This is a genomic window from Nocardia sp. NPDC003693, assembly GCF_053981095.1.
The window spans coordinates 29,168-50,505 of sequence record NZ_JBSFNO010000002.1; the positions used below are offsets into that span (position 1 = coordinate 29,168).

Genomic DNA, 21,338 nt, shown 5'->3' on the forward strand with positions numbered 1-21,338 from the left:
TCCTGGCACGGCGCGCCGACGCCCGGCATCGGGAAACACCCCGATTCCATCCCTGAGGATGATCATCCGCGGGTCGGAGCGAGGTCACGGGCCTACACCCCCGCGGTGGCGCGCCCCCGCATCCCCTTGCCCGCGCGCACGCGCCGAAGAGTGTTGCGCCAGGCCACCTTCGTCGCGGCGACCGCCTCCGAGCCGATGTCCCGGGGCGCGAGCATGCGCTGGCCGACCGTGGCGACCCGCGCCTTGGTCTTGCCGGAAGCCTTCTCGAAGTGCCCCGAGTCGAAGGGCGGCTGCGGGTCGTACTCGATGGCGAGCTGAATCGCCTCGGCGGTCTCGCGGCCGTCGATCTCCGCGGCCAGCCACAGCGCGAAGTCGATGCCCGCCGACACACCCGCGGCGGTGACGACCTTGCCCTCCCGCACGATCCGATCGCTGCCGCGCGGGGTGACGCCCAGGGTGCGCAGCATCGGCAGCACCGACCAGTGGCTGGTCGCGGACAGGCCGTCCAGCACCCCGGCGGCGGCCAGGATCACCGAGCCGCTGCACACCGAGGTGGTCCAGGTGCTGGTGGCGTGCACCTGCCGGAGCCAGGCCAGCAGCTTCTCGTCGGCGGCGGTGTTCATGGTGGCCGCGGCCGAGCCGCCGATCAGCACCACGTCGGGCGCGGGCGTCTCCTCGAACGAGTGCGTCGCGCCCAGCACCAGCACGCCGCTGTCGGTGACGATCGGTCCGGGTTCGTGCCAGACGAACCGAATCTCGGTGTCGCTCAACGCACGCAGGATTTCGTACGGCCCGACCACATCCAGGGCGGTCATCCCCGGGTAGAGCACGATGGCGATCTGCACGGTGCTTCCTCACTCTCTCTCGCCGACGTCTTCATCGTGTGCCGACCGGGGAGTTGGCGTCCAGGACACGACCATTGCGAATCCGGCCATCGGCGCGCCGGGAGCGGCCTCGTCGGCATGGCTGGATCTGCAATGTCCGTGTCATTGACGCCACAGCGCGGCACGGGAACGATGAACCCCATGCCCGCCGAACCGCGACTCGTCCAGTTGGCGGTGTTCGACGGCTTCCAGCTGCTCGACCTCGCCGGACCCGCCGACGTCTTCCACGCCGCCGCCCTGCTCGGCGGCGGCGAACCGCGCTACCGCGTCGAAGTGGTGTCCGCCGCGCCCGGCCCGGTGCGCGCGTTCAACGGCATCGACGTGCAGGCCGTCCGCGCGATCGGCGACGGTCCCGAACCGGTGGACACCCTGCTCGTCGCGGGCGGCCTGACCTTCGGCGAGGCCGGCCGGAACCAGGACCTGATCGAAGGCATCCGACAGGCCGCGCCCCGAGCCCGCCGCATCGGAGCCATCTGCACCGGCGCGTTCCTGCTCGCCGAAGCGGGCCTGCTGCGTGGGCGGACGGTGACCACCCACTGGTCGAGCAGCATCGGCCTGATCGAGCGCTACCCCGAGATCCGGGTCGACCCGGACCGGATCTATGTACGCGACGGCAAGATCTGGACCTCGGCCGGGGTGACCGCGGGCATCGACCTGGCCATCGCCCTGGTCGCCGAGGACTACGGCCCCGATCTCGCCCGCGAGGTCTCCCGCTGGCTGGTGGTCTATCTGCACCGCCCGGGCGGGCAGAGCCAGTTCAGCGCCCCGGTCGCCGCCGGACCGCCGCGCCTGCAACCGCTGCGCGCACTGCAGGGCTGGATCGAGGAGAACCTGGCCGCGGATCTGTCCCTGGAAGCCCTTGCCCGCCAGACCGATATGAGCACCCGTAACTTCTCCCGGGTCTTCGCCGCCGAGTTCGGCACCACACCCGCCCGCTACGTGGAGACCGCCCGGGTGACCGCGGCCCGGCGACTGCTGGAAACCAGCGACCAACCCCTCGACCGGGTCGCGCTCGCGGTCGGGCTGCGCCGGCCCGAGACCCTCTACCGCAGCTTCCAGCGCGTGCTCGGGGTGGCGCCGGGCGAGTACCGCGAACGCTTCGCCCGCCCGCGCCCGGCGACGGTCCCGGCGCTCGGCCCCGTCTGATCGCGGCTGCCGCACAGCGAGATTCGAGCCGCCGTACCGCACGCCCGATCGCCGTCCCCTGGACCGCATTCTGTCCGGTCCGGACAGCCGAACCACCCCGCCGATCCGATCCCCTGCCCGGACCGGATAACCGGTTCCACCCCTCCTGAACTGCGGTTTCCTTTATCCCGCAACGCTATCCGGCTCGTCCGGACACCTCCCCGCTCCCTACCTTGAGAACAGGACACGAGCTAGACGGGATCCACTCCCGGAGAGCCGCAGTCCCGCACCGGGTCCGGTCCGAAGGGGGGTCCGGACCCGGTGCGCAGCACCACACCGCGACCGTCAATCCGACGGCGCGACAGGTTCGGGGAGGAACCAGACATGATCATCAAGACCACTGCCGCCGCCGTCGCCGCGATCGGACTCGCCCTCGGGGGGCCGGAAGCCGCCATCGCCAACGCCGGCGCGATGGCCTCGCACGAGAAGGTGCTCGAATCGCCGGGGGGGATGGTCACCACCGTCGGCTACATGAACACCGCCTTCCGGCCGGTGGCGCCGATGAACGGGATGCCGACCGATCGGGAGGTGTACCTGGACAACACCGCCTACGGCAGCATCGCGGGCGGCACCGGCAAGATCAGCACGGGGTTCTTCGTCGGCTGCGCGGTCGACCTGGATGTGCAGTTCACGATCGGCGCGGACGTCGGCATCGACGTGACCGCTTCGGCGGGAGTGAGCGTCGGCTCGCTCGGGGTCACCCCCTCGGCCGGGGTCGACATCACCCCGAGTATCGGCGGGCAGTTCGGCTTCGATCTCGGCATCACCGCGGGCAAGATCCAGAAGATCGACACCGGCACGAAGGACCTGTCCGGCGCCACCGGCTACATCGTCAACCGGGACTACCGGCTGGCGGTCACCGGCTGCGGCGGGCAGCTGACGATCAAGCCGTTCACCGTCATCGAGGCGAAGTCGCCGGCCACCGACGCGGCCGACTGGGTTATCGGCGATCCGATCATCCTGTGAGGCGGGTAAATTGGCGGCATGCTCGGGGGAACGCATCGACTACCGGATCGACAGTGGTGACGGGGGAACCGGTCATCGAGGAACAGATCCGTTCCCCGCGAGCGCTTTTCGCTCGCCGATTCACCGAACTGTATGAAGCTGCGGGCAATCCGACGCTGCGCCGGGTCGCCGCCGCCGCGGAGACCCGGATGCGCGCCGCCGCGGGCGCCCGCCCCGGCGGCGCGTCCGCCCAGCGCATCAGCGATTGGAAAGCGGGCCGCAACGTCCCGGCCCGCTTCGAATCGCTGCTCCCGGTGGTGCTCACCCTCACCGATCTGGCCCGCAAGGCCGGCGCTCCACTCACCCGTGAACTCGCCGAACCCCGCGAATGGCAACGACTCTGGCAGTCCGCCACCACCTGGAATCCGGAAGCCGACACCGAGGCCGCCTGCCCGTACCCGGGCCTGACGTCCTACGGGCGCGACAACAGCGCCCTGTTCTTCGGCCGCACCCGCGCCACCGCCGAACTCGCGGACCTGGTGCGGACGGCCACCGGCCTCGTGGCCGTCGTCGGCGCCTCCGGTGCGGGCAAGTCCTCGCTACTGGCCGCCGGGCTCGCCCCGGCTCTAGGCGACTGGGCGACAACGATTTTCACGCCGGGCGGGCATCCGATGGCGCAGTTGGCGGATATCGCGCTGACGCCGCGCACCGCCGGCCCGCGCCGGCTGCTGATCGTCGACCAGTTCGAGGAACTCTTCACCACCTGCGCCGACGAGCACGAACGCGAGGACTTCCTGGCGCGCCTGCACGAGTGCGCCACCCGCGCCGACGATCCCATCGCCGTGGTGGTCGCCCTGCGCGCCGACTTCTACGCGCATTGCCTCAACCACCTGATCCTGCAGGACGCCCTCGAACACCGCAGCTACCTGCTGGGCCCCATGCGCCTGGACGAACTCTCCCAGGCGATCTCGGGCCCCGCCCGCGCGGTCGGCCTCGAACTCGAACCCGGCCTCGAAGAGCTGGTGATCACCGAACTCTGCGGCGCGGGCGACCATCACGGCCGCCGCACCTACGACCCCGGCGCCCTGCCGCTGCTGTCCCACGTCATGGCCGCGACGTGGCAGCATCGAGAAGGCAGGCGCCTCACCAGCTCCGGCTATCGCACCGCGGGCGGTGTGGTCGGCTCGGTCACCGAGACCGCCGAACAGGCCTGGACCGAGCTCTCCGACACCCAGCGGAGCGCGGCACACGACATCCTGCTCGGCCTGGTCGCGGTAGGTCAGGATGCCCGCGACACCCGCCGCCCCGCCCAGCGCACCGACCTCCTGCGCCGCGTACCCGACACCGAAGCCGCCACCGCCGCACTGGAACTCCTGTCCCGCACCCGCCTGATCACCCTCGACGCCGAGGCCGTGACCCTGACCCACGAGATAGTCCTGACCGCCTGGCCCCGCCTGCGCGAATGGATCAACGAGGACCGAGTCGGCTACCTGGTCCGCCAGCGCCTGGAGACCGACGCCGCCGAATGGGCTGCGCAGGAAAGAGATCCGTCGCTGCTGTATCGGGGGACGCGGCTGCAGAACGCGGTGGACAATGTGGATCCGCCCCCGGTCGGCCCACTGGCCCGCGAGTTCCTCACCGCCGCGACAGCGGCCCGCGACCACACCCGCCGCCGCTCCACCCGCTCCAAGGCGATTCTCGCGATACTCGGCGTGGCCCTGCTGGTCCTGGGCTTCGCCGCCTACACCCAAACTCGCCTGGTCGACCAGCAGCGCGCGGACAAGAACTTCGCCGACATCCTGGCGGCGGCCGATCGGGTTCGCACGACCGACCCCTCCGTGGCAGCACAACTGGACCTGATCGCCTGGCGAACGCGTCCCGGAGACCAGCGGGTGCTGTCGCGGCTGCTGCAATCCCAGAACATCCCCCTGGTCACCGAGATCGCCGCGCACGAGCTGGGTATCTCGAAAGTTCGCTACAGACAGGGTGGGGGCGTGCTCGCCTCGCTGGCGCTCGAGGGTGTTCTCCGGCTCTGGAACACCACCGATCCGCAGCATCCGAAAGCGCTGAGCCCGCGGTTCGACGCAATCGCCGACATGGAGTTCAGCCCGAACGGTGAACTGCTTGCCACCGTCAGTGAGCTGATCAGCACCGGCACCGGCAGCGCTCCGAAGTTCACCATCACGCTGTGGAACGTGTCGACGCCGGAAGAGCCGCGGCTGCTCACGACCCTGCCGCAGCCGCCCGGATCCGAAAGTCATGTCGCGCATGTGGTGTTCGCTCCGGACGGTCGAACGCTCGTGGTCAACGACACGTCGTCACTGGCGCTGTGGAACATCGGCAACCCGTCGAGCCCGGCATTGCTTTCCACCACCGGATTGCACGATCCCGACACGATCTCGGGACTGGGTGAGATCACAATCAGCCCCGATGGCCGGCTACTGGCCCTCGTCCACAAAGAGATGCGGGCGAATTCCAAAGTCGTACAGCTCTGGAACATCAGCGACCCCGTCGAACCCGCCCTGTTGACGACCACACCCGGTGGCCCCGACGACACGGTGACCGAACTCGAATTCGGTCCCGACAACCGCATACTGGCCATCGGCAAGGGCATCGGCTCGATCAAACCGGTCGGCAACAACAACGCGACCGTAACCCTGTGGGATATAACCGATCCCGGCCACGCCCGCTCGTACGCCGTCATACCGACCGATCTGACCACCCTGTATGCCTTGGACTTCGCTCCGGACGGCCGGATGCTCGCCATCGGAGGCGCCGGAAACACCACGCTGTGGAGCGTTTCCGATCCCGCGAATCCGGTGCGCCTGACGGACTACCCCGCACCGAGCGCGGCGGTCTGCCGCTACGAAGCACAGTCCTTCCCGTGCCAAGGGGGCTCCAGCACAATCGCATTCGCACCCGACGGGCGCACCATGGCCACCGGCACCTGGGGCGGTGCGTTACGTCTGTGGTCACTGCCGCCCGCGGTCCTCACCGGCCACTCCGGCGCAGTAGCGGCCCCCGCCTTCGACGCCACCGGATCACGCATGGTGACCAGCTCCGGTGATGGTCTGATCGTAGTCTGGGATCTTCGAAATCGAGGGGCGCCCAGGCGGATTGGCGAATACCGCCTACCCCCTGACTTCCGGCAGGTCACCATGTCCCCGGATGGCGCCACGGTGCTGGTCACAGCGAGAACACACGACACCGCGCCGCTCGTCCTGGACACGTCCGATCCCGCGCGCATTCGACCCCTGGGCGAATGGCGGCTACCGCTCGAGCGACTCGGCGGCTTGGCCATCAGCGCGGATTGGACAATGCTCGCCACCGCGAACGACGATGACTCCCTGCAGTTGTGGGACCTCTCCGATCGCAGCCGGCCGATCGCCATCGGCACCGGCTGGCCTATCCGGGCCAGCCTCAGCACACTGCGCTTCAGCGCCGACAACAAGACCGTGCTCACTCGGGAGTGGGTCTCCCGATACCCCCTGCCACCCGAGGTCGTCTACACCCTGTGGAACATCGCCGATCCGGCCCACCCGGTCGGAGTCGCGGAGCTCCTCCGGCGAACCGGCACCCCGGAGGAGCTGCATCTCACCCCCGACTGGCAGATCATGGTCGTTTCCAACGACGCGACAATGCAGAGCTGGGACGTCAGCGACCCGACGCGCCCCGTAAAACTCGGTGCCCCGTTCACCCTCGGCAACCTGACGTCCCGGGGCCTCGTGTTCACCGGGAAGAACTCCGAAACCATGCTCGCCACCGGCGACGACGGCACAGCGCAACTGTGGGACTTCTCCGACCCCGCACACCCCGTGCGCGGCGGAACCCTTGCCGAAGCCGGCGCCCACCCGTGGAAAGCCACGGTCCACCCCGATGGGAGTCATATCGCGGCAGGATCCGACGACAGCGGAATTCGCCTCTGGGATCTCGACGAAGAGCACGCCATCGACCGCATCTGCGCCGCGACCGGCGACATGTGGACCGAAGAACTCTGGCAGCGCTACCTGCCCGCCGACCGGCCCTTCGATCCGCCCTGCGACTGACCGCGCGAGCGAATCTGCCGCCGGCCGCCGCGGACACGCCCCGTGCCCACCCACTCGAAATCCCCGTCCGACCGGCCCCCACCCCCATTTCAGGTGCTCTTTCAGGGTCATCCCCGATGCGCCCGCACCGCCCGCGCACCCACCATGGACCCCATGACGAGAACGAGCGACTGGTCCGAAAGCGCCGGGCGTACCGGCCTGGGGGACCAGCTTCACGACATGTGGCGGACCCGGCCGGTGCGGCTGCCGCAGCAGGGACACGTCGCGGGCGTCGCCGCCGGATTCGGGGTGCGATACAACATCGACCCGGTCGTGGTGCGGGTCGCGTTCGTGGTGTCGGCACTGTTCGGCGGAGCCGGCATCGTGCTGTACCTGCTGGCGTGGCTGCTGCTGAGCCAGCGGGGTGACCGCAACTCGGCGGCCGAGTCGCTCTTCGGGAAGGGGCAGAGCTCGCAGGGCTCGTCCAAGACCGTGGTGCTCATGGTGGCCCTGGGCATCGCCATCACCACCGTCGGACCGGTCGGGGTCGGCCTCGGCGGCTCGGGCGCCATCAGCTTCGTGCTCATGCTCGCCGGGTGGTGGCTGCTGCATCAGCGGCAACCGCAACCGCCGACGGGGCTGCTCGAGTACCCCGGATCGGAGCTGCTCGGCGGGTACCCGGGCGCCAATTCCCCGTACTGGACCGGATATCCCGGCACCAACGGCCCGTTCGACACCTACGGTCCGTACACCAAGCTTCCCGACAGCTACGAAGCGGACCCGAATCGCGTACAGCCCCTGGCGAATTCGGCCGCAGCGCCCGCCGCGCAGCAGACCGGCGCGGGCGCGAACCCGGCCGTCGCGCCCGAGGCCCGGAACTCGGAGACCGGCGCGGCTCCGGTCACCGGCTTCCCGCCCGCCGACGCCGGAGCCGAGCAGCCCACCGAAGTACTGCGCAAGCCGGATGTCTCCGCGAACCCGGAGTCCGCGCCCAACCGTGATACCGAGGTTCTCGCCGCGAACCCCGCTACCGCACAGGATGTTCCGGCCCCGGACGTCGATCCGGAGATCACCGCGGAGACCGTCGTCCTACGCAAGCCCGGCACAGAGGACCCGAAACAGTCTGCAAAGAAGGATGATTCGGAGAAGCCCGCGGTGAACAACGAGAGCGACGGCACAACCGACACCGGCGACAGCGCGGATCCTTCGGACAACGGAAGCAACACGCCTCCCGGCACCCCCCAATCCCCCGTTCTGCGGAAAACCCCGGCCCTGCACCCCATCCCGCCGGCGAACGACCGTCCCTACGCCCCGGCCGGCCCGGCCCCCATCTCCCCCGACTTCGGCCCGACCCCGCCCGGCTGGGACCCGCTCGGCGTCGCCCCCCTCGCCTGGGACCTACCCGAACCCGCTCCCGCACACCGGCATCCGGTGCAGGCCCCGCCGCGCGCCCCGCGCTCGCGCCTCACCCCGGTGATCATCGGCCTCAGCCTGCTCGCCGCCGCGGCCGCGGGATCGGCGGCCGCCGCGGGCGTCGACTGGATGACCCCGGGCCGGGTCGGCGCGGCCGCGCTGGCGGTACTGTCACTCGGCCTCATCGTCGGCGCGTTCCTGCGCCGCGGCTTCGGCCTCATGGTGCTGCTCGCCCCGCTGGCCGGCTTCGTCATCCTGGCCTCGCTCATCGGCCCGATCCAGTTCGACCAGGGCGCCATGGGCGACCGCAGCTGGGCCGCCACCAGCGCCGTCGATCTCCAGCCGGAATATCACGTCTCCATGGGCTCGGCGACCTTGGACCTGACCGGCCTGGCCCTCACCGAGGACCGCGCCACCACCGTCTCGGTGCGCATGGGCGACGCCCGCGTGCTGATCCCCGAGAACCTGCGCGTGCACACCACGTGCAACGTGCGCATGGGTGACACCGAGGGCTGCGTGGGCGGCATCTCCGGCCCGGCGACCGGACCGACATTGAACCTGACCATCGACGTACAGATGGGATCCGCGGAGGTGAAGCGTGGCTGACATCAAGAACCGACGCCCGTCGTTCTCACTGCTGGTGGCCGGTGTCCTCGGCCTGGCGGTCAGTATCTGGGCCTTCATCGGCCCCCACTCCTGGCCCATCTCGGGCGGACTGTCCCTCGGCTGGATCGTGGTGATCGTCGCCATCGTGGCCGGCGTGGTCCTGGTCCTGTCCCCGAAGAAACGCGGCGACGAATAACCTTCAGAACGCAAAGGCCCCGCGATCCAGGATCGCGGGGCCTTGCACGTGTCAGAGCGACCTCGTCACTCCCATTCGATGGTGCCCGGCGGCTTGCTCGTCACGTCGAGCACGACGCGGTTCACATCCGGCACCTCGTTGGTGATGCGGGTCGAGATCCGCTCGAGCGCCTCGTACGGCAGGCGGGTCCAGTCCGCGGTCATGGCGTCCTCGGACGAGACCGGGCGCAGCACGATCGGGTGACCGTAGGTCCGCCCGTCGCCCTGCACGCCGACGCTGCGCACATCGGCCAGCAGCACGACCGGGCACTGCCAGATCTGCTTGTCCAGACCGGCGGCGGTCAGCTCCTCGCGCGCGATCGCGTCGGCCTGCCGCAGCAGCTCCAGCCGCTCGAACGTCACCTCGCCGATGATGCGAATCGCCAGACCCGGGCCCGGGAAGGGCTGGCGGGCAACGATTTCCTCGGGCAGCCCGAGTTCACGGCCGACCGCGCGCACCTCGTCCTTGAACAGCAGGCGCAGCGGCTCGACGAGCGAGAACTCCAGATCGTCGGGCAGCCCGCCGACATTGTGGTGGCTCTTGATGTTCGCGGTGCCGGTGCCGCCACCGGACTCGACCACGTCCGGGTACAGCGTGCCCTGCACCAGGTACTCGACCTTGGTCTCACCCTGCTCGCCGACGACCTCGCCGACCGCGTCCTCGAACGACCGGATGAACTCCCGGCCGATGATCTTGCGCTTCTCCTCGGGGTCGGTGACGCCCTTGAGCTCGCTCTGGAACTTCTCCACCGCGTCCACGGTCACCAGGCGCGCGCCGGTCGCGGCGACGAAATCGCGCTGCACCTGCTCCCGCTCCCCCGCGCGCAGCAGCCCGTGATCGACGAACACACAGGTCAGCCGATCGCCGATGGCACGCTGCACCAGCGCGGCCGCGACCGCGGAATCCACGCCGCCGGACAGACCGCAGATGGCGTGCCCGTCCCCGACCTGCTCGCGCACCTGCGCGATGAGGGCCTCGGCGATGTTCGACGCCGTCCACGCCGCCGGAATCCCGGCGATCTCGTGCAGGAACCGGCTCAGCACCTGCTGCCCGTGCGGCGAGTGCAGCACCTCGGGGTGGTACTGCACACCCGCGAGCCTGCGCTCCAGATTCTCGAACGCCGCGACCGGCGCACCCGCGGAGGTACCGGTGACCTCGAACCCGGCCGGGGCATCGGTGACCGCGTCACCGTGGCTCATCCACACCGGCTGGCGCGCGGGCAGTCCGCCGTGCAGCACACCGCCGTCGATGCTCAGCTCGGTGCGCCCGTATTCGCGAGTGCCGGTGTGCGCCACGGTGCCGCCCAGCGCCTGCGCCATGGCCTGGAAGCCGTAGCAGATGCCGAACACCGGAACGTCGAGGTCGAACAGCCGCGGATCGAGCTGCGGCGCGCCCTCGGCGTACACGCTCGACGGTCCGCCGGAGAGAATCACCGCCAGCGGCTTGCGCTCCGCGATCTCCTCGACGGTGGCCGTATGCGGGACCACCTCGGAGTAGACGCTGGCCTCGCGCACCCGGCGCGCGATCAGCTGCGCGTACTGCGCGCCGAAGTCGACAACAAGGACTGGTCGCTGCGTTTCTGCCACCTGAGCAGTCTACGGAGAGACATACACCACAGCGGTTCCGCCTCCCCTTGAACCAAGTGTCGCGTTCGCGTCAATCGTCTGTGTCCTACCTGGCACACCCGATTTGGCGGATGCTGCCGTGCGAGAAAGCATCGCCACTTGTCGGCGGTGCTGGCTATCCTCTACCTCGTGCCATTCGCCCGTGCGATCGATGCAGAGATCCACTACGAGGACAGCGGGGGCGGGGGTCCGGTACTGCTGCTGGGGCACGAATTCCTCATGGACCGAACGATGTTCGCGTCGCAGATCGCGGCGCTGACGCCGGAGTTCCGGCTGGTGTCCTGGGATGCCCGCGGCCACGGTCGAACTCGTGACGAGGGCCTGCCCTTCACCTACTGGACCTGCGCCCGCGACGCGCTCACCGTGCTGGATCACCTCGGCGTGGAAAGAGCCGTGGTGGGCGGCATTTCCCAGGGCGGCATCATCGCGCTGCGCACCGCGCTCCTCGCCCCCGAACGTGTGACGGCCCTGGTACTGCTGACCACCGAGGCGCACGAACCGCTGCCCGCCGAACTCGCCAATGCCCGTAGGTTCCTCGACAAGTGGTACGATGACGGCCCCCGCCCGGCCCTGGCCGAACACCTCGCCCGCTGGCTCATCGGCGATGACGACTGGTACCGCGCCGTCTGGGTCAAACGCTGGCTCACCCGCGACCCCAACGCCACCGAGGTCGCCGCGAGCGCCATGCTCGGCCGCGACGCCGTCCTGGACCGACTAGCCGAGATCGCCTGTCCCACACTGATCGTGCACCCCACGCACAGCGGCGTCCCGCTCGCCCACGCCCGCGAACTCGCCGCCCGCCTGCCCGACGCGCGCTACCTCGAGATCGAGGGCGCCCGCCAGACGGTCAACATGACCCATCCCGTGGCGGTCAACAACGCCATTCGCCAATTCCTGCGCGAGCCCGCGGTTTCCCGCGTCACGAGCCGACCCAGAACGGGTGAGATCCCCCTGCGCCGCGAACCCTGAACGGCGCCCGGGGCTTTCCGCACGAACACCGGGGCCACCGTAATCGAGCGGACACGAGCGTCCCGGCGCTATTGGGCGTATCCGCAAGTCACCGGCTCACGAAACCCGTTGCCGCCATTGCCGACATCGCCCCCGCTCCGCGGATCCGGAACGGGGGCGATGCGAGCGCGCGGAACCTACGCGCGAATGTTCAATCCGACCTTCTGGAATTCCTTCAGATCGCTGTACCCGGTCTTGGCCATCGCACGGCGCAGGCCGCCAACGAGATTCAGCGAACCGTACGGATCGTTGGAGGGCCCGTTGAGCACCTGCTCGAGCGGCACCTGCTCCTCGTCGATGGCGTACGGCAGCACCGCACCGCGCGGCACCGACGGATGCGCGGCCGCCGACGGCCAGTACAGGCCCTTACCCGGGGTCTCCTTCGCGACCGACAGCGGCACGCCCAGCATGACCGCGTCCGCGCCACACGCGATGGCCTTGGCGATATGCCCGGAGGTCAGCGTCTCGCCGTCGGCGATGACGTGCACGTACCGGCCACCGGTCTCGTCCAGGTAATCCCGGCGCGCGGCGGCGGCGTCCGCGATGGCGGTCGCCATCGGAACCCGAATGCCCAGCACCTCATTGGTGGTCGTCGCGCCCTGCTGCGAGCCGTAACCCACGATCACGCCGGCCGCGCCGGTGCGCATCAGGTGCAGCGCGGTGCGGTGATCGCTCACGCCGCCCGCCACCACCGGCACATCCAGCTCGGAGATGAAGGTCTTGAGGTTCAGCGGCTCACCGTCGCCGACGTGCTCGGCGGAGATGATCGTGCCGTGCACGACCAGCAGATCGAGCCCGGCCTTCACCAGGCCCGGGGTCAGCGCCCGCGCGTTCTGCGGGCTGACCCGCACCGCGACCGTGACGCCGGCGGCGCGCACCTCGGCCACCGCGGTGGCCAGCAGCTCGGGCTGCATCGGCGCGGCGTGCAGTTCCTGCAGCAGCGCGATGGCGGCCTCGACGCCTTCCTTCTCCGCGACGTCGGACAGCTGCTGGATCTTGGCCTCGACGTCGGCGTGGCGCGCCCACAGGCCCTCGCCGTTGATGACGCCCAGCCCGCCGGCCTTACCCAGCTCGATCGCGAACTTCGGCGACACCAGCGCATCGGTGGGATGCGCCAGGAACGGGATCTCGAAGCGATAGGCATCGAGCTGCCACGCCACCGAGACCTGCTTGGACGAGCGGGTCCGGCGCGAGGGCACGATGTCCACATCATCCAGCTCGTAAGTGCGACGGGCAGTTCGCCCCATGCCGATCTCAACGAGGTCGCGCACGCCTGTGTGTCCTTTCTGTGGTGATTGCCTGCGCCGGACAGCGGTGCTCGCGACCCGGTGGTCGCGACCTACTCGCCCTCGGCTCGATCACTTCACGGTCCAGAACAAGACGGGCGGACCTTCGAGGTGGGGCAATCGGTTTCGGGTTGTGAAGTTGTCCGGTGACCGGCGCCCCAGCGCGCGGCCCGCCCGGTCCGGAGACCGAACGGGCCGCGCGACAACGGATGCGCCTGTCTCAGCCGCGAGTGGTGTAGTTCGGGGCCTCGACGGTCATCGTGATGTCGTGCGGGTGCGACTCCTTCAGACCCGCCGCCGTGATCTGCACGAACTGCGCGGACTGCAGACCCTCGATGTTCTGCGCGCCGGTGTAGCCCATGGCCGCGCGCACGCCACCCACCAGCTGGTGGATCACCTGGTCCAGCGGACCGCGGAACGGCACTCGGCCCTCGATGCCCTCGGGCACCAGCTTCTTCTCCGAGAGGACGTCGTCCTGGAAGTAGCGGTCCTTGGAGTAGGACTTGGCCTCGCCGCGCGACTGCATCGCACCCAGCGAACCCATGCCGCGGTAGCTCTTGAACTGCTTGCCGCCCACCAGGATCAGCTCACCCGGCGATTCGGCGGTGCCCGCCAGCAGCGAACCCAGCATCACGGTCGAGGCGCCCGCGGCGATCGCCTTGGCGATATCGCCGGAGTACTGCACGCCGCCGTCGGCGATGACCGGAACACCCAGCGGCGCGCACGCCGCGTTGGCCTCGAGGATCGCGGTGATCTGCGGCGCGCCGACACCGGCGACCACGCGGGTGGTGCAGATGGAGCCGGGCCCGACGCCCACCTTCACCGCGTCCACGCCCGCCTCGACCAGCGCCAGGGCGCCCGCGCGGGTGGCGACGTTGCCGCCGATGATCTGCACCCGGTCGCCGACCTCGGCCTTGACCTTGGACACCATCTGCAGCACGCCGGCCTGGTGACCGTGCGCGGTGTCGACCACCAGCACATCGACGCCGACGTCGGCCAGGGTCATGGCCCGCGACCAGGCGTCCTCGCCCACACCCACGGCCGCGCCGACCAGCAGGCGGCCGTCGCGGTCTTTGGTGGCGTTCGGGTACTGCTCGGTCTTGACGAAGTCCTTGACGGTGATCAGACCGCGCAGCTTGCCGTTGCCGTCGACGATCGGCAGCTTCTCGATCTTGTGCCGGCGCAGCAGCCCCAGCGCGGCCTGGGCGGTGACGCCCTCCTGCGCGGTGATCAGCGGCGCCTTGGTCATGATGTCGGCGACCCGGCTGTTCTGATCGACCTCGAAGCGCATATCGCGATTGGTGATGATGCCCACCAGCTGGCCCGCCTCGTCCACCACCGGCAAACCGGAGATGCGGTAGCGCGCGCACATGGCGTCGACCTCGGCGAGGGTGTCGGTCGGGCGACAGGTCACCGGATCGGTCACCATGCCCGCCTCGGACCGCTTCACCGTCTCGGCCTGCGCGGCCTGATCGGCCACCGACAGATTGCGGTGCAGGACGCCCATACCGCCCGCACGCGCCATGGCGATGGCCATGCGCGCCTCGGTGACGGTGTCCATGGCCGAACTCACCAGCGGCGTGCGCAGCGTGATCTCACGAGTCAGACGGCTGGACGTGTCGACCGAGCTGGGAATCAGATCCGAGGCGGCGGGCAACAGCAATACGTCGTCGAAGGTGAGGCCGAGCATGGCGATCTTGTTCGGATCGTCTCCACCCGTATGGGGGCGGCCGGCGTTTCGTTCGCCCGTTACGGGACTGCTCATCGGATCGACCCCTCCTGGAGCTCGGCACAGTCCCCCGAACCGAGATCGGCGCGGGCGACCGGATGAATGACAATGCCGGCGTTTGCTACCCGGCCTTTGGTCAACCATGGTATCCGCCCGCCGAATCGCGTTTGATTCGCCTCCGCTCCGCTTCGGCGGGTTCGGGTCCCCGTTTCCCGCTTCCGGCCTCCCGCTCTGCCCCGCTCCGCGCCCCCGCACGGGCCGCTCCGGAACCGCACGGACGCCGAACCGATAGCTCGAGGTGGCGCAGAACACTCGCATCGGACACGACTCTCCGCGCGACAGTGTCGAGTGACACAGCGAAGTAGGGGCAAATACCCAACAGCGCTGGCGCAGACCCCCTCTGTCTGCGTACCGTGGGACTGTGCGTGACCATCTACCACCTGGCTTGCCGCCGGATCCATTCGCCGGAGACCCCTCCGACCCGTCGGCCGCGCTCGATGCCATCGAGCCGGGGGAACCGCTGGATCCTCACGAGCGCCTAGCGGTCGAAGAGGATCTCGCCGACCTCGCGGTATATGAGGCACTACTGGCCCACCGCGGCATCCGCGGCTTGGTCGTCAGTTGCGAGGACTGCCGGCAGGATCATTACCACGACTGGGACATGTTGCGCGCCAACCTCCTCCAGCTACTGGTGGACGGCACTGTGCGCCCGCACGAACCCGCCTACGATCCCACTCCCGAGGCGTACGTCACCTGGGACTACTGCCGTGGCTATGCCGATGCCTCGATGAACGAGGCATTGCACGGCGACGGTTTCGACGGGTTCGACGTCTAGAACACCGACAGCGGGCCCGCGATCATCGATCGCGGGCCCGCTTCGTCGTGCCCGCACCCGCGGGTCCCGACCCGAAAGAACTGTGCCCGGCCGGGAATCCCCGTACCGGGCACATGAAAAAAGCCGACCGAGGCCGGCTCTCTCATGATCTCGTCACACCGTGCGGCCGATCATGTCACCGCACACCCGGCACCGAAGGAACATTGGGCAGGCCCCCACCGGCGCTCGGCAGCGTCTGCGGCGGCACCACCGGCGCCGGCACCGAAGGCTGCTCGGCCGAGGGCGCCGTCACCGGCCCGCCGGGCGGCAGGGTGCCGCCCGGTTCCGGCAGCGACGCCGGACTCGTGGTCCCGCCGGTGCCCGGAACAGTCGACGGCGGAGGCGAATCCACCGACGGCTGCGTGGGCACCGTGCTCGGACCGGGGGTCTCGGGCAGCGGGGTCACCGGGCCACCCGTGGGCGGAACGGTACCCGGCAAGGTATCGATGCCGCGCGGGTCATCCGTCGTGGTGTCGCCGCCACCGGGGGTACCCGGCAGGGTCGTGCCCAGCACCGTATTGTCCGGGGTCGTGCTGACCGCCGGATTGGTGGTCGGCTTGACCGCGGTGGTGGTCGGCACCGGCGAGAGCGAGCCGGCGATCGTCGGCGCGATCTCCTGCAGCTGCGTGTACAGCTGCTGCCAGCGATCGAGCAGATCGTCCTTCTTACCCGAGTCGTTGACCTGGCCCGCGTTCGCCGACGCGCGCTCCATCACGGCCTTGGCTTCCTCGGGGCGATTCTGGCTGATGAGCAGCTGCGCCTCGGCCAGATCACTGTCCGCCCGCGCCACCACGGTGGTCTGGGCCTGCTCGCTGAACACGACCTCCTTGACCCGCCACAGCGGATCACCGGGCTCGGCGCCGTACGAGAAGGCGGTCAGACCGCCGAACACCAGCGCCAGCGCCGCCGCGGCGCCCAGCAGGGGACGCACGAGCCTTAGTCGCCCGCGTCCCGTCTGTGCGCCGATACGCGCGTCTCGCGCGCCTATCTCCTGATTAACCGCCGCGACAATGGTGTCGAGATCCGGACCGGCCGGCATCGGCTCCTCGAGGATCTCCGCGCGCCAGTTCGCGAGCAACGCCGCGAGCTGGTACTCCTCCGAGGTTCCCGTCTGTACGGGACCGTCGCCGGAGATGGCATCGATCAGCGCGTCATCGCGGCGTACAGCCGCGATGTCCACCGGACCGGAATCACCGGACGTCTCGGCGTAGGGACCGCTGTTCTGCGATCCAAGCCGCTTGCCGTCGCCCCGACCGCGCTCGCCATCCCTAGCCATACATTTCACCTGCCCTCGCCACTTGAGTCTTGAGTTTCGCGAGTGCCCTGTGCTGGGCGACTCGTATAGCACCCGCCGTACTGCCCACGGCGACTGCTGTTTCTTCGGCTGACAAACCCATGACCAGGCGGAGGATCAGAATTTCTCGATGCTTCTCCGGAAGCGTCGCCAGCAGACTGTTCATCTGCCGGCTGGTTTCGGATTCGAGAGCTCGCTGCTCCGGCCCCTGGTCGGTGGATATGACATCCGGTACTTCGGCCATGGCGTCCGCCTTGTTACGGGCGGCGTTGCGATGAGCGTCAGCGACTTTGTGGGAAGCGATGCCATAGACGAAAGCCATGAACGGTCTGCCCTGATCCTGATAACGCGGCAGGGCTGTCATGACGGCCAGACAAACCTCCTGCGCGACGTCGTCCGCGGAGAGTTGACCTCGTTCGGCCGACCCGATGCGCGCACGGCAATACCGCACCACGAGGGGGCGGATGCTCTCCAGTACCTGGGCTAGAGCAGACCGGTCGCCCTGCGCTGCGGCAGCGACGACTGCTGGGTCCAACTCCTCACCCGCGTTGTTCATCGTCAGAGCTGTTCCTGGCGTTACGAGTGGCACCGTGGATGGCGCAGCGGTGCTTCCGCGGAGGGGCGGAACGGTCCAACAATAGCGGCAACCGCATCCGTGCCAGCTGTTACGGGGTCAGTCTCCGGGGCTTCTCAGGGTGGTCCCGGACCTCGTTCAGGGGCGATCGAGAAGGTCGGTGGCCGAACGCAATCGCCCTCCGCGAGCGGCCAGCAAACCGGCGCATTCGGCGGCTTCCGCGGCGCCGCCCGCCGCCGGGTCCACGCCCGAACGCAGCATGGCGCAGGCCCACCGCAGCGGCAGCAGCTCGAATTCGCGCGTCGCCGTGGCTACTTCGGCCGCCAGCCGCCTCGACCGGTCGAGGTCTCCGGACGCGGCGGAGGCGGCGGCGACCAATAGCCGGGACTTGACTCGGTGCCGCACCGAGGGGGCGGCCTCGGCCAGCGCGAGTGCGGCTTCGGCGTGTGCGAGCGCGGGATCGCCGGAACGGTCCGCGGCACCCATGGGACCTGGAACGAAACCGCTCGGTCCGGGCGTGGCGATCAGCCCGGAGCCGGGAGCGCACAGCGCCGTCTCGGCAGCCACCCAGTGCAGTCGGATGCGCTGGCGCCAGTACGGATCGGCCGCACCGGCCGCACCGCCGAGGAAGTGGTGGCAACGATTCAGCAGCCGGGCCGCGAGCGCGGGCCGGGCGGTGCCGAGGGCATCGGCGGCGAGCCCGGTCAACGCATCGCAAATCGCCTGTGCGCGGGCCGAATCCGAATTCTCGGCAATCCGGACACTCCCGGCAGCGGGGGCGGCGGGCAGCACCAGGGCCGCGGCCCGCCCGTCCGCGACGGCGGCGCGGGCGTGCCAGCCGAGCTGGCGCAGCAGTGAGCCCTCGGTGCTGTGCGCGAGCGAGCGCAGCACCGGATCCGCGGTGCCGCGCGCGGCGCGGCGCAGCTCGGTTCTGGCCGCGGCGTAGTGCCCGACCCCGCCGAGTGCGACCGCGCGCAGCCAACTTTCGGTGGCACCGCCGGCGGACGGCAATCCGGCAGCAGCGCGACCCGGGTCGGCGCCGAACGCGACGGCGGCCGGGAGCGAGTTCATTTCGAGCACAGGCACCGCCGCACTGTAACCAGTGCCGTCGGCCGGGCTTGCCCCGACATAGCACAGAAGTTCAGCTACCTCGCAGCATTCGAAGGCGCCTTTGTGTTTCCACTCCGTAAATCTGCGCTCGCTATCGCCTAGCACGCGCACAAGAAATTCGTACGCCGTTTCGCGCTATTAACCTGACGGCCTCGAGGTGGCCATCTCTACCGCACTCACGGCGAGCGACGCAATGGCTGAGATCACGCTGATCACCACTCCCGCATAGCTGGCATTGATCCCATTCGCGCCCGAAAACCGGTCTCCACCAGTGCTTTTAACAAGTCGGATGGGCTATCAGAGAGCCCGCACCCTCCTGGCCAACCGATCAGTATCACCGCAGTCGGCCCCACTTGTAAATAGCAACGATGTTAATTCTCTAATGCGCAGGTATTTGGATCAGCGTGGAACTGTCTATTGACTGGAATTCATTGTCCGACCTAACGTACGACATCGCCGCCGTCGGCGCCGTGTGAAATTGCGGCACCGGCGGAGCGTGATCGCCGGGAGCCGGCGATGCGGCTCACCGTTTGCCACCAGCACTGCTCGACAATGCCGACGAGCTCGCACCAAGAGGAGTTCACCATGCCGATGCCGACCCACCTCCCTGGTCCGAACGCCGATGTCTGGGATTGGCAGATGCGCGGGTCCTGCCGCGGACAGGACTCTTCGGTGTTCTTCCATCCGGATGGCGAGCGCGGCCGGGCACGTGCCCAGCGCGAGATGCGCGCCAAGGAAGTCTGCCGCGCCTGCCCCGTCCTGCTGCAGTGCCGTTCGCACGCCCTGAAGGTCAGCGAGCCCTATGGAATCTGGGGCGGGATGTCCGAGACCGAGCGCGAGATGCACGCGCGCCGCAACCGCCGCCGGGCGGTCGCCTGACACTCCGGGAAGATCGCCCGGGAGCACGTGTGTGACTCCTGTGTATCAGCGATACGAGCGGGGCGAGTGGCTGCGTTGTTGCTGACCACAGCCGGTGTGAGTTCAGAAAGTTTCCCATCCGCGCGGCACGGCGCGCCGAATGTCTAGCAAACAACCGGCCACTGCGGAGCGCAAAATCGGTTGCCGACGGCAGAGCTACGGCGTTTCTCCGGAGCTCCGGCGTGTCACGGCGTGTCTTCTTTTCTGACCGGTTTGGACAAGTCGGGACAAAACGGAAAACCGCTGTACGACAATCGTTTTGCCGATACCCCCACGCGAAAGGAGGTCATAGCGGCACGCTACCCTCGTGGCCGATGACACAGAACGGAGCGTTGTGACAGCGCGGCCGCCGGCCGCAGAGGGCGACTCGTTCCAGAGTTCGGGGAACGAGAAGGTGGAGACACCGACGGACTCTGCGATGACGGCACGCGCAGCCGAAAGCCTCGAACTAGCCGCACTTCTCCAGCGCTGCGGGCAGTCCGACGAGCCGGCATTCGCCGAGCTCTACGACCGCACGAGCGCGCGAGTCTTCGGGCTGGTTCTACGGGTGCTACACGATCCGGGCTATGCGGAGGAGACCACCCAGGAGGTCTACCTCCAGATATGGCGCACCGCAGCCAATTTCGATCCGGCGAAGGGGTCCGCTGTCACCTGGCTCATGACCCTCGCCCACCGGCGCGCGGTCGATCGGGTACGTGCCGAACAAGCCCACGCCCTGCGCGAAGTCGCCTATGGCACCAGCACTCTCGGTAACGAGTTCGACGAAGTCACCGAAGAGGTCGGCCGGCGGCTCGAACAGCAGGCGGTCCTGCAGGGTCTGGCGACCCTCACCGAGACGCAGCGTGAGGCGATCTCACTCGCCTACTTCGGCGGACGCACATATGCGGAGGTAGCGGCATACCTCGGAGTAGGGTTACCTACCGTTAAGTCCCGTATACGGGACGGACTGACACGACTCAAGAAAAGTTTGGGAGTGACGTGAGATGAACGAAAGCCAGATCGATCTCGCGCACACTGTCGCGCTGGGATCGATCGGCGACGAAGATCAGCGCGCGGTGCGGGAACTATTGGATACCGACGATCCGGTACTGCGCGCGAGCTTCACCCAGGAAGTGCAGCACACCCGAGACGCCCTCGCCGCGTACGCGAGCACGGTGGCCACACCACCGCCGCCCGCCCTGCGCGACCGCGTTCTCGCCGCAGTAGCAGCAGACCAGGCGCCGGCCACAGAGTTCCATCACGACCGCTCCACGCTCCATTCCGGAAACGGGCGCAGCCCAGCCGTTCACGACTGAGCCGCTTTCGCTTATCCGCCGATCAGGGCATCCGCCCAGTCCCTTCTGTGCGACCGGGCTCCGGCCCCGTGCACGGGACGCGGACGCCGCTCCCACCCGCGGGGATCACTCGCGCGCACAACGGTTTCCAGGGCCCTTCGCTCCCCCTCGGCGTCAAGTGGCCCTGACCGCAATCCGCGACAGCCCGCACCCCGGGCCGAGTACGGCGGCGGCCCGACAGGCCCGGCGGAGCCCGACGCCCGCTCCGGACAGATCGACCGCGAACCCGCCCCCGAACACGACGAAGCCCCCGGACAGGTCTCCTGTCCGGGGGCTTCGTCGTTCAGCGACTC

17 protein-coding genes are annotated in these 21,338 nt (G+C 69.0%); 10 read left to right on the forward strand and 7 right to left on the reverse strand.

The window, feature by feature from the left end; translation table 11 throughout:
• Positions 1 to 92 precede the first annotated feature (92 nt).
• Positions 93 to 845 (reverse strand): DJ-1/PfpI family protein, encoded by a 753-nt coding sequence (locus ACWDOP_RS04065; RefSeq protein WP_456343859.1) that lies wholly within the window; start codon positions 843 to 845, stop codon positions 93 to 95.
• 180 nt (positions 846 to 1,025) lie between these two features.
• Between ACWDOP_RS04065 and ACWDOP_RS04070 the strand changes: the two genes are divergently transcribed.
• From ACWDOP_RS04070 to ACWDOP_RS04090, 5 genes are all read left to right on the forward strand, one after another.
• Entirely contained in the window at positions 1,026 to 2,030 is a 1,005-nt protein-coding gene (locus ACWDOP_RS04070) for a GlxA family transcriptional regulator (protein ID WP_454202388.1), read from the forward strand.
• A gap of 363 nt (positions 2,031 to 2,393) precedes the next feature.
• Complete coding sequence (locus ACWDOP_RS04075; RefSeq protein WP_456343860.1) at positions 2,394 to 3,035, forward strand: MspA family porin; 642 nt, start codon at positions 2,394 to 2,396, stop codon at positions 3,033 to 3,035.
• A gap of 56 nt (positions 3,036 to 3,091) precedes the next feature.
• Positions 3,092 to 7,060, forward strand: coding sequence for a WD40 repeat domain-containing protein (locus ACWDOP_RS04080; protein ID WP_456343861.1), 3,969 nt, complete (start codon positions 3,092 to 3,094; stop codon positions 7,058 to 7,060).
• Positions 7,061 to 7,213: 153 nt separating this feature from the next.
• Complete coding sequence (locus tag ACWDOP_RS04085; RefSeq protein WP_456343862.1) at positions 7,214 to 9,058, forward strand: PspC domain-containing protein; 1,845 nt, start codon at positions 7,214 to 7,216, stop codon at positions 9,056 to 9,058.
• Entirely contained in the window at positions 9,051 to 9,254 is a 204-nt protein-coding gene (locus ACWDOP_RS04090; RefSeq protein ID WP_454202383.1) for a hypothetical protein, read from the forward strand. Before ACWDOP_RS04085 ends, ACWDOP_RS04090 begins: the two co-directional genes overlap by 8 nt.
• A 65-nt stretch (positions 9,255 to 9,319) precedes the next feature.
• On the opposite strand, the gene guaA is transcribed toward ACWDOP_RS04090, so the two are convergent.
• The gene (guaA, locus tag ACWDOP_RS04095) at positions 9,320 to 10,879 is read right to left on the reverse strand and encodes a glutamine-hydrolyzing GMP synthase (protein ID WP_454202382.1); all 1,560 of its coding nucleotides are present in this window, start codon (positions 10,877 to 10,879) and stop codon (positions 9,320 to 9,322) included.
• A gap of 168 nt (positions 10,880 to 11,047) precedes the next feature.
• On the opposite strand from guaA, the gene ACWDOP_RS04100 reads away from it, so the two are divergent.
• The gene (locus ACWDOP_RS04100) at positions 11,048 to 11,887 is read left to right on the forward strand and encodes an alpha/beta fold hydrolase (protein ID WP_456343863.1); all 840 of its coding nucleotides are present in this window, start codon (positions 11,048 to 11,050) and stop codon (positions 11,885 to 11,887) included.
• 176 nt (positions 11,888 to 12,063) lie between these two features.
• Here the strand turns inward: ACWDOP_RS04100 and ACWDOP_RS04105 are convergent, their stop codons facing one another.
• Together ACWDOP_RS04105 and guaB are read right to left on the reverse strand one after the other, a co-directional pair.
• Positions 12,064 to 13,197 carry a GuaB3 family IMP dehydrogenase-related protein gene (locus ACWDOP_RS04105; RefSeq protein WP_454202380.1) on the reverse strand — a complete coding sequence of 378 codons (1,134 nt, stop codon included), beginning with the start codon at positions 13,195 to 13,197 and terminating at the stop codon, positions 12,064 to 12,066.
• Between the two features lie 235 nt (positions 13,198 to 13,432).
• On the reverse strand, positions 13,433 to 14,977 hold the full coding sequence (gene guaB, locus ACWDOP_RS04110; protein ID WP_454202379.1) for an IMP dehydrogenase: 1,545 nt from the start codon (positions 14,975 to 14,977) through the stop codon (positions 13,433 to 13,435).
• Positions 14,978 to 15,362: 385 nt separating this feature from the next.
• Here guaB and ACWDOP_RS04115 point away from each other — a divergent pair, with 385 nt between their 5' ends.
• Complete coding sequence (locus ACWDOP_RS04115; protein WP_029923780.1) at positions 15,363 to 15,776, forward strand: DUF5319 domain-containing protein; 414 nt, start codon at positions 15,363 to 15,365, stop codon at positions 15,774 to 15,776.
• Between the two features lie 175 nt (positions 15,777 to 15,951).
• On the opposite strand, the gene ACWDOP_RS04120 is transcribed toward ACWDOP_RS04115, so the two are convergent.
• The 3 genes from ACWDOP_RS04120 to ACWDOP_RS04130 form a co-directional block, all read right to left on the reverse strand.
• Positions 15,952 to 17,091 (reverse strand): anti-sigma-D factor RsdA, encoded by a 1,140-nt coding sequence (locus tag ACWDOP_RS04120; protein WP_456343864.1) that lies wholly within the window; start codon positions 17,089 to 17,091, stop codon positions 15,952 to 15,954.
• Positions 17,084 to 17,665: a sigma-70 family RNA polymerase sigma factor gene (locus ACWDOP_RS04125; protein ID WP_354990162.1), complete on the reverse strand. Its 582-nt coding sequence runs from the start codon at positions 17,663 to 17,665 to the stop codon at positions 17,084 to 17,086. The genes ACWDOP_RS04120 and ACWDOP_RS04125 overlap by 8 nt, the downstream gene beginning before the upstream one ends.
• A 156-nt stretch (positions 17,666 to 17,821) precedes the next feature.
• Positions 17,822 to 18,769, reverse strand: coding sequence for a hypothetical protein (locus ACWDOP_RS04130; RefSeq protein ID WP_456343865.1), 948 nt, complete (start codon positions 18,767 to 18,769; stop codon positions 17,822 to 17,824).
• Positions 18,770 to 19,378: 609 nt separating this feature from the next.
• On the opposite strand from ACWDOP_RS04130, the gene ACWDOP_RS04135 reads away from it, so the two are divergent.
• From ACWDOP_RS04135 to ACWDOP_RS04145, 3 genes are all read left to right on the forward strand, one after another.
• Entirely contained in the window at positions 19,379 to 19,672 is a 294-nt protein-coding gene (locus ACWDOP_RS04135; protein WP_153805677.1) for a WhiB family transcriptional regulator, read from the forward strand.
• 457 nt (positions 19,673 to 20,129) lie between these two features.
• Positions 20,130 to 20,693, forward strand: a complete 564-nt coding sequence (locus ACWDOP_RS04140) for a sigma-70 family RNA polymerase sigma factor (RefSeq protein WP_454202565.1) — start codon at positions 20,130 to 20,132, stop codon at positions 20,691 to 20,693.
• A 1-nt stretch (position 20,694) separates the two neighbouring features.
• A complete protein-coding gene (locus ACWDOP_RS04145; protein WP_454202376.1) occupies positions 20,695 to 21,006 on the forward strand; it encodes an RskA family anti-sigma factor in 312 nt (103 codons plus the stop codon).
• Positions 21,007 to 21,338 lie beyond the last annotated feature (332 nt).